At 71.6% G+C, this 13,976-nt stretch carries 11 protein-coding genes; 5 read left to right on the top strand and 6 right to left on the bottom strand.

Annotated features, from left to right (window positions below; all coding sequences use genetic code 11):
- Positions 1-130 precede the first annotated feature (130 nt).
- Entirely contained in the window at positions 131-3,478 is a 3,348-nt protein-coding gene (locus ACH4EB_RS34605) for an ALF repeat-containing protein (protein WP_398352275.1), read from the bottom strand.
- A gap of 351 nt (positions 3,479-3,829) precedes the next feature.
- On the opposite strand from ACH4EB_RS34605, the gene ACH4EB_RS34600 reads away from it, so the two are divergent.
- A complete protein-coding gene (locus ACH4EB_RS34600; protein ID WP_398352274.1) occupies positions 3,830-4,357 on the top strand; it encodes a hypothetical protein in 528 nt (175 codons plus the stop codon).
- A 224-nt stretch (positions 4,358-4,581) separates the two neighbouring features.
- Complete coding sequence (locus tag ACH4EB_RS34595) at positions 4,582-6,117, top strand: trypsin-like serine protease (RefSeq protein WP_398352273.1); 1,536 nt, start codon at positions 4,582-4,584, stop codon at positions 6,115-6,117.
- A gap of 71 nt (positions 6,118-6,188) precedes the next feature.
- On the opposite strand, the gene ACH4EB_RS34590 is transcribed toward ACH4EB_RS34595, so the two are convergent.
- From ACH4EB_RS34590 to ACH4EB_RS34580, 3 genes are all read right to left on the bottom strand, one after another.
- Complete coding sequence (locus ACH4EB_RS34590; RefSeq protein ID WP_398352272.1) at positions 6,189-7,568, bottom strand: FAD-dependent oxidoreductase; 1,380 nt, start codon at positions 7,566-7,568, stop codon at positions 6,189-6,191.
- Between the two features lie 174 nt (positions 7,569-7,742).
- A complete protein-coding gene (locus tag ACH4EB_RS34585; RefSeq protein WP_398352271.1) occupies positions 7,743-8,507 on the bottom strand; it encodes an SDR family NAD(P)-dependent oxidoreductase in 765 nt (254 codons plus the stop codon).
- A gap of 221 nt (positions 8,508-8,728) precedes the next feature.
- The gene (locus ACH4EB_RS34580) at positions 8,729-9,328 is read right to left on the bottom strand and encodes a hypothetical protein (protein WP_398352270.1); all 600 of its coding nucleotides are present in this window, start codon (positions 9,326-9,328) and stop codon (positions 8,729-8,731) included.
- Positions 9,329-9,477: 149 nt separating this feature from the next.
- Here ACH4EB_RS34580 and ACH4EB_RS34575 point away from each other — a divergent pair, with 149 nt between their 5' ends.
- Positions 9,478-9,987, top strand: coding sequence for a MarR family winged helix-turn-helix transcriptional regulator (locus tag ACH4EB_RS34575; protein ID WP_398352269.1), 510 nt, complete (start codon positions 9,478-9,480; stop codon positions 9,985-9,987).
- Between the two features lie 149 nt (positions 9,988-10,136).
- On the opposite strand, the gene ACH4EB_RS34570 is transcribed toward ACH4EB_RS34575, so the two are convergent.
- Complete coding sequence (locus tag ACH4EB_RS34570) at positions 10,137-10,370, bottom strand: ferredoxin (protein WP_398352268.1); 234 nt, start codon at positions 10,368-10,370, stop codon at positions 10,137-10,139.
- Positions 10,371-10,377: 7 nt separating this feature from the next.
- A complete protein-coding gene (locus ACH4EB_RS34565; RefSeq protein ID WP_398352267.1) occupies positions 10,378-11,577 on the bottom strand; it encodes a cytochrome P450 in 1,200 nt (399 codons plus the stop codon).
- 196 nt (positions 11,578-11,773) lie between these two features.
- Here ACH4EB_RS34565 and ACH4EB_RS34560 point away from each other — a divergent pair, with 196 nt between their 5' ends.
- The gene (locus ACH4EB_RS34560; RefSeq protein WP_398352266.1) at positions 11,774-12,784 is read left to right on the top strand and encodes a methyltransferase; all 1,011 of its coding nucleotides are present in this window, start codon (positions 11,774-11,776) and stop codon (positions 12,782-12,784) included.
- A gap of 71 nt (positions 12,785-12,855) precedes the next feature.
- The gene (locus ACH4EB_RS34555) at positions 12,856-13,902 is read left to right on the top strand and encodes a methyltransferase (protein ID WP_398352265.1); all 1,047 of its coding nucleotides are present in this window, start codon (positions 12,856-12,858) and stop codon (positions 13,900-13,902) included.
- Positions 13,903-13,976: the final 74 nt, after the last annotated feature.

Genomic DNA, 13,976 nt, shown 5'->3' with positions numbered 1-13,976 from the left:
TGCTTTTTTCGTGCGGGCGTTTCCCCCGGTTGTCGTTGTGTTTTGGGGGGGGGTCCCCCCCTGGTTCCCGGGCCCGGGGGGGGGGCCCGCCCGCCCCCCCCCCACGGCTCAATCGTTCACAGAAGGCTGGTCAGCTAAACCATCCGGTGACCGTCGAATAGACCGACGAACCGACGTCGTTGGCAAATTTCTTCGCCTGCGTACCCACCGACTGTACTAGCCCCGAGGAGCCGTCGATTATCTTGTTGAACCGCATTCCGGCCACACCGAGGCCGACACCGAGCGCCGAGCCGATGAATTCCGGGCTCGTCCAGCCGTGGGCGAACCCGTTGAGTACGGCACTGGCGCCCCCCGCGAGGAGGGAAACGCCGCCCAGGACGCCGGCGGCCAACTGGCCACCGGGGATCAGCGCGGCGATTCCCGCGGCGTAACCGGTCCAGGTGCTGATTTCCCCGAAGATGCCCGCGACGTTGCCGAGCTGATCCTTGGAGTCGTCACCGCCCTTCCCGCCACTCTTGCCGCCGGGCAGCTCCGCCTTGTCGTTCTTGGTGTCGTTCTCCGGACGCTGGTTCTTCTGCGCGGCCTCCTCGGCCTGCTTGCGTGCGGCCTCCGCCGCCGCCCGCTGTTCCGCGACGCGCTTGTCCACCGCGATCTGCTTCGCCTCGGTCGCCGCCCGGCGCGCGGCCGCCGCGTCCTGGCCCGCCTGGACGGCGGCCTGCTTGGCCTTGCTCGCCGATGCCTGGGCGTTGGCCGCCGAGGCCACCGCCTGCTGCGCGGAGAGCGTTGCCTGAGTGGCGGAGTAGTTGGCCTGGCGGCTGGCGACGCGCGCCTTGGCTGCGGCGTCCTTGGCCTTCTTCGCGCTGGCCGCCGCGTTGGCGGCCGAGGCGTCGGCCTTCTTGGCGTAGTCGCGGGCCCGGTTGGAGTGGTCCTGCGCCTCCTTCGCCGACGCCTTGGCCTTCGCGGCGTGCGCCTTGGCCTCGTCGGCCTTGCCCTGGGCGTGGGCCGCGGCCTCCGCGGCGGTCGAGGCGTTCTCGTACGCCTCGGACGTGGCCTTCGCCGCGACGCTGAGCTGGGCCTGGACCGCCGCGATGTGGGCCGCGGTGTCCTGGTCCGCCTGGGCCGCGCGGAACTGGGCCCGCTCGATGAAGGCGCGCCGCATCGAGGCGGTGCCCTCCAGCGCCACCTGCGCGGTGGCCTTCATGGCCGGGCCGCCCTGCTCCAGGAGCCGCAGCGTCTGGAAGCGGTCGTCCTCGGCCTGCGCCTTGGCGTATCCCGTGGTCAGGAACGTGCGCAGGGCCTCGGTGGAACCGTCGTCGAGCGCTTCGGTCGCCTTGTCCTTGACGGCCTTGCCCGCGTCGTTGATGATCCGCAGGATCTGGAAGCGGTACTCCTCACGCTGGCCCTCGAAGGCGCCCTTCGTCAGGAACGTCTGTACCTCGGCGGGCCCCTTGGCCAGGGCGTCCTGCGCGGCGGCCGCCGTCTTGGGCGTACCGATCCGGCTGAAGAAGACGGCCTTCTCGCGGTCGTCCTGGTTCTCGGCCTCGCTCCGCTCCTGCTTCACCCAGGCCAGGACGTCCTCGTCGGAGCCCGCGAGGGCGTCCTCGGCGGCCGACCGGGTCCAGGTGCCGGAGCTGGCGAGCAGGCTGACGGCGGCCTTGCGGCCCACCTGGGCGGCGCTCGCGTCGTCCGTGCCCAGCTTCTGGCCGGCCTCGGAGATCAGCTTCTTGGTCTGCTCGTCCGTCTGGGCGGCCTGGGTCTGCTGCTCGTCGACGGCCCCCTTCATCTCGTCCTCGAAGGCCTTGCGGTCCCGGGCGTCTTCCAGAGCCGCGGCGAGGTCCGCCTGGAGCAGCTTGTCCTCGGCCTCGCGGGCGACCTTGAACACGGTCTCGGCCTGCTCGGTCGCTTCGCCCGCGGTCTTGGCGGCCGCCAGCGCTCCGGCGGCGTGCGCCTTGGCCTTGTTGGCCGCGTCCTGGGCCTTGCCGGCCTCGGCCGCCGCCTTGTCCGCGGCCTTGGCCGCGGCTTCCGCGTGCGCGGCCGCGTCGTTGGCGGCCTTACGGGTCAGCCGGGCCGACGCGGCGGCCTGGTTGGCCAGGGACACCGCGCTGTCGGCCGCGCGGGTGGCGCGGGCCGCCTCGGAGCGTGCCGTGGCCGCTGCCCGCCTGGCCCGGGCCGCCTCGGCCTGGGCGACGCCGGCGTTCGCGCTCGACTGGGCGGCGGCGTCGGCCGCCGCGGCGGCGTTGCGTGCGGCCCGGGCCGCAGCGGCACCGGACGCTCCGGCCGAAGCGGACGCGCTCGCCGCCTGGTCGGCGGCGGCCGCGGCGGTACGCGCACCCGCGGCGGCGTTCCGGGCCTGCTCGGCGGCCTGGCGGGCCGCCTTCGCCTGGCCGGCGTCGGCCACGGCGGCGTTGGCCGCGCGGTAGGCGCGGGCCGCCGCCTGGCTGGCGGCCGCCGCGGCCGCGGCGGCGTTCGACGCCGCTCGCGCCGCCGTGCGCGCCGCGGCCACCGCGTTGTTGGAGGCGCGGATGGCAGTGCGGGCCGCTGCCGCGGCGCCTTCCGCCGCCTGCGCGGCCGCGGTGGCGTACCGGCCGGCCCGGTCCGCGTCGGTCTTGGCCTCGGCGGTCTGCCGTGCCGCCTCCTCGGCGGCCTTCTTCGCGTTCGCCGCGGCCCGGTCGGCGACGGCGGCGGCTTCCACCGCCGCGTCGGTCTCGGCCTTGGCCTTCTTGCCCGCGGCGGTGGCGACCTGGGCGAGCTGGGCGACCGTCATCATTTCCTGGTCGCGCGCCCGGGCCAGTTCCTGGCCGCGCTCCAGGAACTCGGCCCTGTCGTCCGCGTCCCCGTTCAGGGCGCGCTCGGCGGCCTGCTTCACGGCGGGGCCGCCGGTCTCCATGACTCGCAGGACTTCGAACCGGTTGTCCTCGTTGGTGGCCTTTTCCAGGCCCTCCTTGAGGAAGGTGTCCAGCACCTCCGGCGTACCGTCGTTCAGGGCGCGTTCGCCCTCACGGTTGACGGCCTTGCCGCCGCCGTTCATGGCCCGCAGGACCGCGAAACGCCGGTCGTCCTGAAGCGGCTTCTCGAATCCGTCCTTGACGAAGGCGAGGACGTCCTCGTCGGATCCGGACAGCGCCTTGTCCGACGCCTCGGCGACTCCCTTGCCGGCGCCCGCCATCGTCTTGAGAATGGCGAACCGGGCGTCTTCGACCTGGGCCCGGTGCAGGGCCCCGCCGAGGAACTTCTCCAGATCGGCGGCAGAGCCGGCCAGGGCCTTGCCGGCCTCGCGCCGGGTGGCCGTCCCGCCGCTCTTCCAGGCGTCCACGGCCTGCGCACGGGCGTTCTCCGGGAGCGCCGCTTCCCCGGTCCGGGCCGGCAGCGCCTGGGCCACGGACGTACCGAGCATCACCGCGGCCGTGGTCAACGCGGCCAGGGCGGTGCCTCGTGCTCTTAAACGCCGCACCCGCCACGTCGCGTTTGACGCTTCCATGTCAACTTGCTCCCCACTGTGATCACTTTTGAAAGACGCGTGCAACGACCACGCGTCCGACCGAATGATCACACATGCACAACACCAGCAATTCGGACATTCGGTCAGGCGTCAGGAGCCGCCGAAACCGGAAAGGCCATCGACCACCCACCGCAAATCCCGCCCGGCCGCGTTCAGTTGACGAAGGCCGACCAGGGGACGTGAGGGGATACGGACGTCAATACTCGGACAGATGTCACTCTGATAACAAAGCAACAGAGGTTTGAGCACGTGTAACGTTCAGTGATATTCCTTCCGTCGGGGGGCGGTTTGCCTCCTTCAGCCCTTCATCGACCGAAACGCGAGTCATCGATGCGGATATCCCTGCGCCTGCCGGCCGTCGCTCTTGCCGTCGGCACCCTGGCCACCGGCACCGTCCTGCTGGCCGGCGCGGCCAGCGCCGCCGACGAGACCACCGGCACCCGTCCGGCCGCGGCCCAGGCAGCCTCCCCGTCGGCCGAGCAGCCCCCGCTCGCCATCGAGGACTTCTCCTACCCCGGCGCGGACAAGATCCTCAAGGAGAAGGACCTCAAGCTCAAGAGCGGGGACGGGCACATCGTCCTCGCCGAGTGCGACAGCAGCCCGAACCTCCTGAGGTTCATCGCCCGCGACCGCGAGGACTTCTGCTTCAAGGTCCTCGGAGACAGCGGCTACCTCTCGCTGGAGGTCCCCAAGGTCGGCGGCGTACAGAGCTACGACTACAAGGCCAAGGTCAACATGACCGTCGGCTCGGAGACCAAGTCCTTCGACGTCCCGAAGAATTCCTGGAAGGGAATCGGCGAGAACGTCGACCCCGTGGGCCGGCCGCACACCCTGGTCGAAATCATCGCGAGCAAGTAATCCCACCGGTGCCCGGCCGCCCGGCCGTCGTGCGCTCGCTTCACGTGGCGCGGACGACCCGGTGCGTGGGCACCGTCGACACGGGGGACGGGGAGCCGGAATCGCGCGCAGGGCTGTGCGTGATTCCGCGGGAATTCTGCCAGGTACCGCCATGACGGCGGTCATCGAGCACATCCGCGCTGCCCTCCCCGGCACCACTTTTTTCTGAATCGAGGAAGCACGACATGTTTGGCAGACGTCCGCGCGCCGCATGGGTCACCGGCCTCACCGCCGCCACCGTCGCGGCAGGCATGCTGACCGGTGTCCCGGCGAACGCCGTGGCAGGTGACGCCGCCAAGGACGGGGCGTACGCGTTCACGGCGAAGCTCGCCATCGGCAGCGGCAAGCGTGCCTGCACCGGCGCCCTGGTCGACCCGCAGTGGGTCCTCACGGCCGCCAGTTGTTTCGCCGACAACCCCGGCCAGAGCCCCCAGGTGTCCGCCGGCAAGCCCAAGACGGCGGTCTCGGCCACCATCGGCCGCTCCGACCTGTCCGGCAAGGGCGGGCAGGTGCGCGACATCACCGAGCTGGTGCCGCGCGCGGACCGCGACCTGGTGATGGCGAAGCTGTCCGCACCGGTCGAGGACATCGCCCCGGTCGCCGTCGCCGCCGGCGCGCCCGCCGAGGGCGAGGCCCTGCGCGTGACCGGCTACGGCCGTACCAAGGACACGTGGGTTCCCGACCGCCTGCACAGCGGCGGCTTCACCGTGGACGCGGTGGCGAAGACCACCCTCGCGATCTCCGGCAAGGACGGCGCGGCCATCTGCCGGGGCGACACCGGCGGCCCGGCGCTGCGGGAGACCGGTGACGGCGTCGAGCTGGTCGCGGTCCACCACTCCTCGTGGCAGGGCGGCTGCTTCGGCTCCGAGGAGACCCGTACGGGCGCCGTCGAGACCCGGGTCGACGACCTCCACCGCTGGGTCCAGCGGATCCGGCTGACGAGCATGTACCGCCACGTCACCGATGTCGTCAGCGCCGCCGACTTCAACGGCGACGGCCGCCCCGACATTGCGGCCGTCCTGGACGACCACAACCTGCACGTCTTCTACACCGGCCCGGACGGGACGCTGGAATACGGCCGCGAGCTGTGGTCGCACGACGGCTCCTGGGGCCGCAAGCGCGCGATGGCCGCCGGCGACTTCGACGGCGACGGTCTGACCGACATCGCCGCCGTCAACCTCGACGGCTACCTCGACCTGTACCCGGGCACGAAGAGCGGCAAGCTGGGCTCCGCCCGCTCGATGTCCAAGGACGGCTCCTGGAAGTCCATCCCCAAGTTCGCCCGGTACAAGGCCGACGACTCGGGCCGTGACGGCCTGGTGGCCATCTGGGGCGACGGCTCGCTGTACGCCTACACGACCACCGCGGACGGCCGGCTGTCCGGTTTCAAGCGCCAGGTCTGGCACAACAAGACCTGGTCCAAGAAGCACCTCACCACCGCCGACTTCAACGGCGACCGCCGCGACGACATCGCCGCCGTGTCCCAGACCGGTGGTCTGGGCCTGTACACGGGCAACGCCAAGGGCATGTTCGACTACGACAAGGCGATGTGGCCCGACGAGAGCTGGGGCGGCTTCCGCGCCGTGATGGGGGGCGACTTCGACCAGGACGGCAAGGCCGACATCGCCGCCGTCAACAGCTCCGGTGACCTGTTCCTCTACCCGGGCAACGGCAAGGGCTCCCTCGGTGCCCGCACGCCGATGTGGCCCAAGGTGTCCTGACCCCGGCACCGCACCATGACGCGAGGGGCATCCGGTACGCCCGGGTGCCCCTCCGTCGTCCCGGCGGCCGGTCAGCGCTCGCCGGGCGGCACGAGCCGGCCGTAGTCCTCACGGTCGCCGCCGCGGTCCAGGTAGAGGTCCTCCGCCATCTTCTTCTGTACGGAGGGGACGTGGCGGGCGACCCAGAAGTAGCCGCGCATGGAGGCCAGCGCGGCCCGGCCGATGACCGGCTTGTGGACGGGCTGGTCACCGCCGGTCTGCTTCAGCGACTCCTTGACCGCTTCGAAGCCGTAGCGGACCATCTTCGCCTCGTACGTGTCGATGGCCTCCAGCAGCGTGGTGTCACCGCGGACGTACTCGATCAGGCCGCTGCACAGCCGGGCCGCGTCCCGCAGGGAGGTGTTGGCGCCGACGCCCTGGCCGGGTGTCATGGTGTGGATGGCGTCGCCGATGAGGGTGATGTTGCTGGCGCTCCACCGCGGAATCGGCACCGAGGTCCGGATGTTGATGGGGAAGGTGGTCTGCCGGTCGCCCAGGCTGAAGAGCTTGCGGAGGCTGGGGCTCCAGTCGGGAGTCATGTCCAGGACGAGCTTGATGAGTTCGTCCGGCGACTTCTTCAGGACGTCCGCCGGGAACTTGTCGGTGGCGGCCCAGAATCCCCAGTTGATGTAGTCGCGGGTGTTGTCGAAGAGCAGGCCGGGCCACTTCTTGATGAGTTCGGCGTCGTTGCCGCCGATGCCGGACTTCACCCGGCCCTCACGGTCCCAGCCGAACTCCATCGTGTGCAGGATGCAACTGTAGCCCTTGGGGGCGACGACCAGGCCGATGCCCTGGTAGACCTTGGGCGGGATCAGCGCCTTGGTCTCCGGGGTGATCGGGACCTTGGCGGTGATGGAGATGATGTTGGCGTCCTTGACCTGCGAGTGCGGCAGGTACTGCCGGCGCACCCGCGAGTTGGAGCCGTCGGCGGCGACGAGCAGGTCCCCGGTGGCGTTGGTGCCGTCGTCGAAGTAGGCGGTGACGCGGCCGTCGGCCTCCTTCTCGTAGTGCGTGAAGGTCTTGCCGAAGTGGACCTCGTCCTCGATGCCGGTGAACAGCACCTGCCGCAGGGTCATCCGGCTCACGGACTTCTCGTTGTTGACGGGGTCGTCGCTCTGGACGATGTCGAGGGTGAGGCTGGGCTTCAGGTCCTCCTTGAGGAAGCTGAAGTACTTCGGCGCCCGGGCGCAGGTGGCGACGAAGGTGTCGAACAGCTCCGGCGGCAGCAGGTACTTCAGCGCCCGGCTGCCGTCGGGGTTGATGCCGACGCGGTAGCCGTGCAGGCCGGTGCTGCGGGTCTGTTCGCGCTCGTAGACCGCGAAGCTGATCCCGGCCCGCTTGAGGCCGTGCGCCAGGGCCATGCCACCGGTGCCGCCACCGATGATGAGGACGTGGAACGGTGAGTCGGTCATGTCGGGTTGTTCCCCTCATGTTTCTTGCGGGTGTGGTGCTGGTGCGTTGCTGCGGTGGTGTCGGGGTGCTGTGGGTACGGGCGGTTCTCCCTGGCGCCCCGGTGTTCGTCAGGGGCCTCACGGGCAACTCCTGCCCGCAGGACGGGAAAGCAGTTGCCTTTAAACCGCCTCTTTTCAGAGGGACTTGAGCATTCCGGCGTCGATGAGCCAGTCGGCCCCCGTGGCGCCCGGGAGGCAGCCGGACGCCAGGAGGACGACCATGGCGGCGACCTCCTCCGGGGCGATGAACGCGCCGGTGGTCAGGCCCATCCGGCGGGGCACCGCGGCCAGCCGGTCCTCGATGTCCGGATCGGGCCGCTCCGCGCGGCGCGGGTTGCGCCACGCGTCGGTGAGGACCGGTCCCGGTGAGACGGTGTTCACGCGGACCCCCCGCGGGCCGAACTCCTCGGAGAGGGCCTTGGCCAGGTTGGCCAGGGCGGCCTTCGCCGCGCTGTACTCGGTCAGGCGCGGCGCCGGCAGCCGTCCGTTGACCGAGCCGATGTTGACGATGGCGCCACGGCTCTCGATCAGGGCGGGCAGCGCGGCCCGTACGGCCCGTACGGCGCTGAGGAAGGTGAGGTCGAAGCCGGCCCGCCAGTCCTCGTCGGTCAGTTCCAGGAAGCCGGTGGCGGAGGTCGTGCGGCCGCCGACGTTGTTGACCAGGATGTCCAGCCCGCCGAAGGTCTCGACGGCGCGGCCGATCAGGTGGGCCGGACCGTCGGCGGTGGCCAGGTCGGTCTCCACGGTGTGCGGGGTGACCGCGCGCAGGGCGGGGCTGTCGGTGCGTGTACCACCCATCACCAGGGCTCCTTCGGCGGTGAGCGCCTGGGCGACGGCCAGGCCGATGCCACGGCCGGCGCCCGTGACGACGGCCCGCTTGCCCTTCAGCTTCAGGTCCATGACGGCTCCTCATGGTGCTCGTGGGTTGGCTGTGCGGGCGGTCCCGCTGGGCGACGATGCCGGTCGATCGTTGTCACGGGCTCTCGACTGCGGCTTGAACGGGCGTGGGTCCCGGGGGTGTACGGGGCGAGCCGCGCGCGACCGGGTTTCGAGCCGCCGCGCCGAGGCTCGCCACCATGACGAACGCGGGTGCGGCGGCGCCGGGCGGCCGGGCGGCCGGTTCAGGCGATGGTGAGCCGGTTGGCGCCGGAGTCGAGCGTGATGTCGTAGCAGCCGGGTGTCGCCTCGAACGGTTCGGAGCTGCGCCAGTCGGCCTCGGTCCGGGTGCCGACCCATTCGCCGTCCAGCGAGAGGCCGGTGAAGCCGGTGTCGCCGCGCAGGGTGGCGCGTACGGAGGGCGGGCGCACGATCGTGGTCTTGCGGACGCCGCTGCCGAAGTGCACGGCCACGGTGCGGTCGGTGTGCGGGAGGACGAAGCGTGCCTGGCTGAGTCCACCGGTGACGCACAGCGAGAGCAGCGGCAGCCCCGTCAGGTCGGCCTCGATGTGCGCGGCCGGGCCGCGGACCTCGATGTGCCAGGCGACGAGCGGGCTGAGGGTGACGTGCGCCGTGCGCCGGGCCAGGTCGAAGGGGTGCACGGGGCCGCGCCGGCGGATGGTGATCGTGCCCTTGCCGTCGTCCTCGACCAGCGAGTCCCGGCCGCCGAACTCGGTGCTGCACGGCTCCGGGGTGGCACCGGCCGGGACATCGGCGACATCCAGCGTGAGGTGCTGGACCTGGGGGACGAAGACGAGACGGCCGGTGGGGGTGGTGCTGACCATCGAAAGCTCCTTTCACCGCACCAGACGTCCGTCTGGGCAAAAATCGTGTGAGTCGAACTTCTAGTCGCTAGATTCTCTAGCTACTTACGGGATCGACTGTACGGAGCGAATCGCTAGAATGTCAAGAGAAACCGGGGAGAGGATCCGACGTGACAACGGAGCAGGCGATCGGGCAGCAGCCCGAGCAAGCACCCGACACCGAGCGGCGCGAGCGGCTCATAGAGGAGTTCGGCCTGGTCATGCAGGAGTTCCAGCGCTCGGCCGACACCCTCGACCAGCAGGTCGCGGACCGGCTCGGGCTCAACCGCACCGACCTGCGCTGCCTCGACCTGCTCTTCGGCCCCGACCCCATGAGCCCCAGCGAACTCGCCACCGCCGCCGGCCTGACCACGGGCGGCGTCACCACGGCCATCGACCGCCTCGAACGCTCCGGCTACGCCACCCGCGCCCGCGACACGGCCGACCGGCGCCGGGTCATCGTGGAGCCCACCGAGAAGGGGTACGCGATGGTCGCCGAGATCTTCACGCCCATCGCGCGCGAAGGGGCGGAGTACCTGCGCGGGCTCGACGCGGACACCCTGGGCGAGATGGTCGCCTTCCTCCGCTTCGCCACACGCCAGCAGCGGGACCACGCGGCCCGCATGGCCAAGGGCGACTGAGAGCCGGGGCCCGGAGGGGCGGAGTCAGGTGGCCGGGGCTCCCCGCGCCACATGCGGACGCCCCGGCCCCGCGCCCCAGCCGGAGCCCCGGCCCACCCCGCGCGAAAGCCCCGGGCCCGTGAGCCCGGGGCCGGTCAGGGAGCCGGAGGTCAGTCCTCTTCCAGCCCTTCGACACGGATCGAGCGGGTCGGGCAGCTTCGCCGGGCGCGCAGGAGTTCGCGCCCGAGGTCGGCGGACGGGTGGGGATCGAGGACGACGACACAGCCGTCCTCGTCCTGGCCGAAGACCTGCGGAAGCCGGTTGACGCACAGGTTGCTGGTCACGCAGGTCTCGTTGTCCGCGACGACGGTCAGGCGCGCCTCGGGGTCCGGGGTGCCGGGCATGGCGGCCTCACCACTTCACGGGGATCTCGGCGTACCCGGCGAGGAAGCCGCCCTCGGGACGGACCAGTTGCTCGCCGGGGACGGCGAGGGTGAGGCCGGGGAAGCGGCGCAGCAGGCCGTCGGTGGCCTCCTGGAGTTCCATCCGGGCCAGGGCCGCGCCGGCGCAGAAGTGGATTCCGGCGCCGAACGTCAGATGGTGGTTGTCCTCGCGCCGGATGTCGAGGGTGGCCGGCTCGGTGAACACCTCCTCGTCCATGTTGCTCTCGACGGAGAGCAGGACGGTGCTGCCCCGGGGGACCACCGTGCCGTCGTCGAGGGCGATGTCCTCCAGGGCATAGCGCAGGGAGCCGAGCGAGGTGCCCATGATCTGGTAGCGGAGCAGTTCCTCGACGGCGGAGGGCACCAAGGACAGGTCCGCCTTCAGCTCGGCGGCGACCGCGGGCCGGTGCAGCAGGACGGCCGTACCGGTGCCGATCTGTGAGGCCGTGGTGACGTAACCGGCGATGAGCAGCGTCTTGACCCAGTGCTGGAGCTGGTAGTCGGTCAGCTTGCCGGGGTCCTCGGCGCTGACCTTGATCAGGTCGCTGATCAGGTCGTCGCCGGGCGCGGCCCGCTTGGCGGCGATCAGCTCGGACAGGTAGTCCCAGTACTGCACGCGGCAGCGCTCGACCTCCTCGGCCGGCAGCCGGCTCACGGACAGGTAACCGTCGATCAGCGAGCGGAACTTGGCGCGGTCCTGCGGCGGCACGCCCAGCATGTGGCAGATGACGAGGATGGGCAGCGGGAAGGCGAACTCCTCCATGAGTTCGGCCTCGTTCCTGCCGTCCGCCTCCATGGCGTCCAGCAGGTCGGCGGTGATCCGCCGGACCACGGGGCGCAGCGCCTCCAGCCTGCGGTGGCTGAAGGCGCGCATGACGATGCCGCGCTCGACGAGGTAGCGCGGCGGGTCGTTGTCGATCTCGGGGTCGGCGAAGAGGTCGTTGCCGGCGGAGATCCGGGACACCGGGTGCCGGGCCCAGTTGCGGCTGAGCCGCTCGTCGGCGTAGAGCCTGCGTACGTCCTTGTAGCGGGTGACCAGCACCGCCGGGTCTCCGCTGGGCAGGGCGATGTTCAGCAGCGGGCCCTCCCGCAGGGAATGCCAGTCCTGCGGGACATCAGGCGCGGGGGCCCACGGGAAGGGGTAGCTGACCGGGCACTTGGAGCTCACCTGACACCTCTCTCGGCTGCGGGGCTGTTGTCCGCAGTCTTGGAAAGGGCACTGGTGCCGGGCTCAACGCCCGGTGGAGCCGGGCCGCCCGGGGTACGGCGCGGGACGACCACGGATCGAGCGGTTCTCCATCCGCCGGTGCGAGATTCCGTTGCACACGGGGCCAGGGACAGGTCGGCGAAAGGGAGTACCGGTCATGACGGGCAGCGCTTCGGACCTCGGCACGGCGGCGGGCATCCTGCGTCTGGGCAACCGGTTCTGCGACGCCAAGGCGCTGCTCACCGCCGTACGCCTGGATCTCTTCACCGCCCTGGACGACGGACCGGCCACGGTGGAGGAGCTGCGCGTACGGCTCGGTCTGCACGGGCGGGGCCTCGGTGACTTCCTCGCCCTGCTCGCCGCCCTGGGCCTGCTGCGGCGGGAGGCGGACGGGCGCTACGGCAACACGGAGAGCGCCGCCCGTCACCTCGTCACCGGCCGCCCCAAAGCGGTCGGCGGCTTCCTGCACGGCGCCGACCTCAACCTCTACCCCGTCTACGGCAGGCTCACCGAGGCCCTGCGCACGGGGCGGCCCCAGGCGGCGGGCGACTACCTGGGGATGCTCCGGGACCCCGTCGCCACCGGCCACTTCGTCCGCATGATGGACGGGGTCACCGCGGGGCTGGGCGAGCCGGTCCTGGCGGCGCTGGACGGGGTGGAATTCGGCTCGGTGCTCGACGTGGGCGGCTGCCGCGGGCACCTGCTCGGCCAACTGCTGACCGCGCGGCCCGGCCTGCGGGGCCACCTCTTCGACCTGCCGCAACTGGAGCCGTTCTTCGACGCGTACATGGCCGAGACCGGCCACACGGAGCGGGCCGTCTTCCACGGCGGCGACTTCTTCCGGGACCCGCTGCCCCCGGCGGACGTCCTGATCTACGGTCACGTCCTGCACGACTGGGACCCGGACCGGCGGCAGCGGCTGCTGGACGCCGCGTACGAGGCGGTACGCCCGGGCGGCGCCCTGGTGATCTACGACCGGATGCTCGGCGAGCGGGCGGACGACACGGAGAACCTCGTCGCCTCCCTCAACATGCTGCTCCTGACCGAGGGCGGCGGGGAGTACACCCTCGCCGAGCTGACCGAGCAGGTGCGCGCCGCGGGCTTCGCCGCACCGGCCCACCGGCCGCTCGCCGACTTCGACACCCTCGCCGTCTGCCGCAGACCCTGACCCGGACCGCACCCGCGCGCCCCCTTCCGGCGCCGCGGACCACCGCACCGACACCTCAAGGAGACGTACGGATGAGCCGTTCCCTCACGGACCAGCCGACCTCGGCCGAGTACCTGCCCGTCATGTTCGGCTTCGCCCTCTTCCAGATCGGCGGGGCCGTCTCCCGGCTCGGCATCCCCGACGCGCTCGGCGACACGGCGAAGACCGCCGCCGAGCTGACCGGCCACACGGGCGCCGATCCCGACTTCCTGCACCGGCTGCTGCGGGCCGCCGTCCCGGTCGGGCTGCTGTCCCAGGACGGGCAGGGCCGCTTCGCGCTGACCCGGCTCGGCAGCATGTACCGGAGCGACTCGCCGCTGCACGGCGGCCCGCTGGACGCGATGCACGGCGCGCCCGAGGTCTGGCAGGCGTGGGGCGCGCTCGAACAGTGCGTACGGACCGGCCGGCCCGCCTTCGACCTGGTCCACGGGCGCGGGCTCTTCGAGCACCTGAGCCGGACGCCCGAGCACGCCGAGGTCTTCCACGCCGCGATGGCGGCCGGCAGCGCGGTGCAGGTGCCCGCCATCGTCGAGGGGGTGGACTTCACACGCTTCGGCCGGGTGACGGACGTCGGCGGCGGCAACGGCACGCACCTCGCCGGCATCCTGCGCGCCAACCCCGAGGTGCGCGGCACCGTCTTCGACACCCCCGACGGGGTCCTCGACGCGCCGCGCGTGCTCAAGGAAGCGGGTCTGGAGGACCGCTGCGACGTCGTCTCCGGGTCGTTCTTCGACGCGGTGCCCGCCGGGGCGGACGCGTATCTGCTCAAGAACATCCTGCACGACTGGGACAACGACTCCTGCCGCCGCATTCTCGGCGCCTGCCGGGAGGGGCTGGCGCCGGGCGGCCGGATCATCGTCTTCTCCTCGGTGCTCGCCGAGGGACGGCACGACGAGGATCCCGGGGACGCGCTGGGCGCCGCGCTGATGGACATCGAGATGATGGCGGTCACCACCGGGCGGGAGCGCACCCGCGGGGAGTTCGAGGAACTCTTCGCGGGCGCCGGGCTGAAGCTCGCCGGGCTCACCCCGCTGAAGTGCCCGTTCCTGTACCACGCGCTGGAGGCCGTACCGGTCTGACGTACGGCGGCGCGGAACACGGCGTGGTGGCCCGGGGGTTCGTCCCGCCGGGCCACCACGGAAACGGTTCTCGG

This window comes from Streptomyces sp. NPDC018045 (genome assembly GCF_044327445.1).
In the GTDB taxonomy this organism is placed as follows: domain Bacteria; phylum Actinomycetota; class Actinomycetes; order Streptomycetales; family Streptomycetaceae; genus Streptomyces.
Note: the sequence above shows the minus strand (reverse complement) of the source record. Positions and strands in the feature narration are given on the sequence as shown.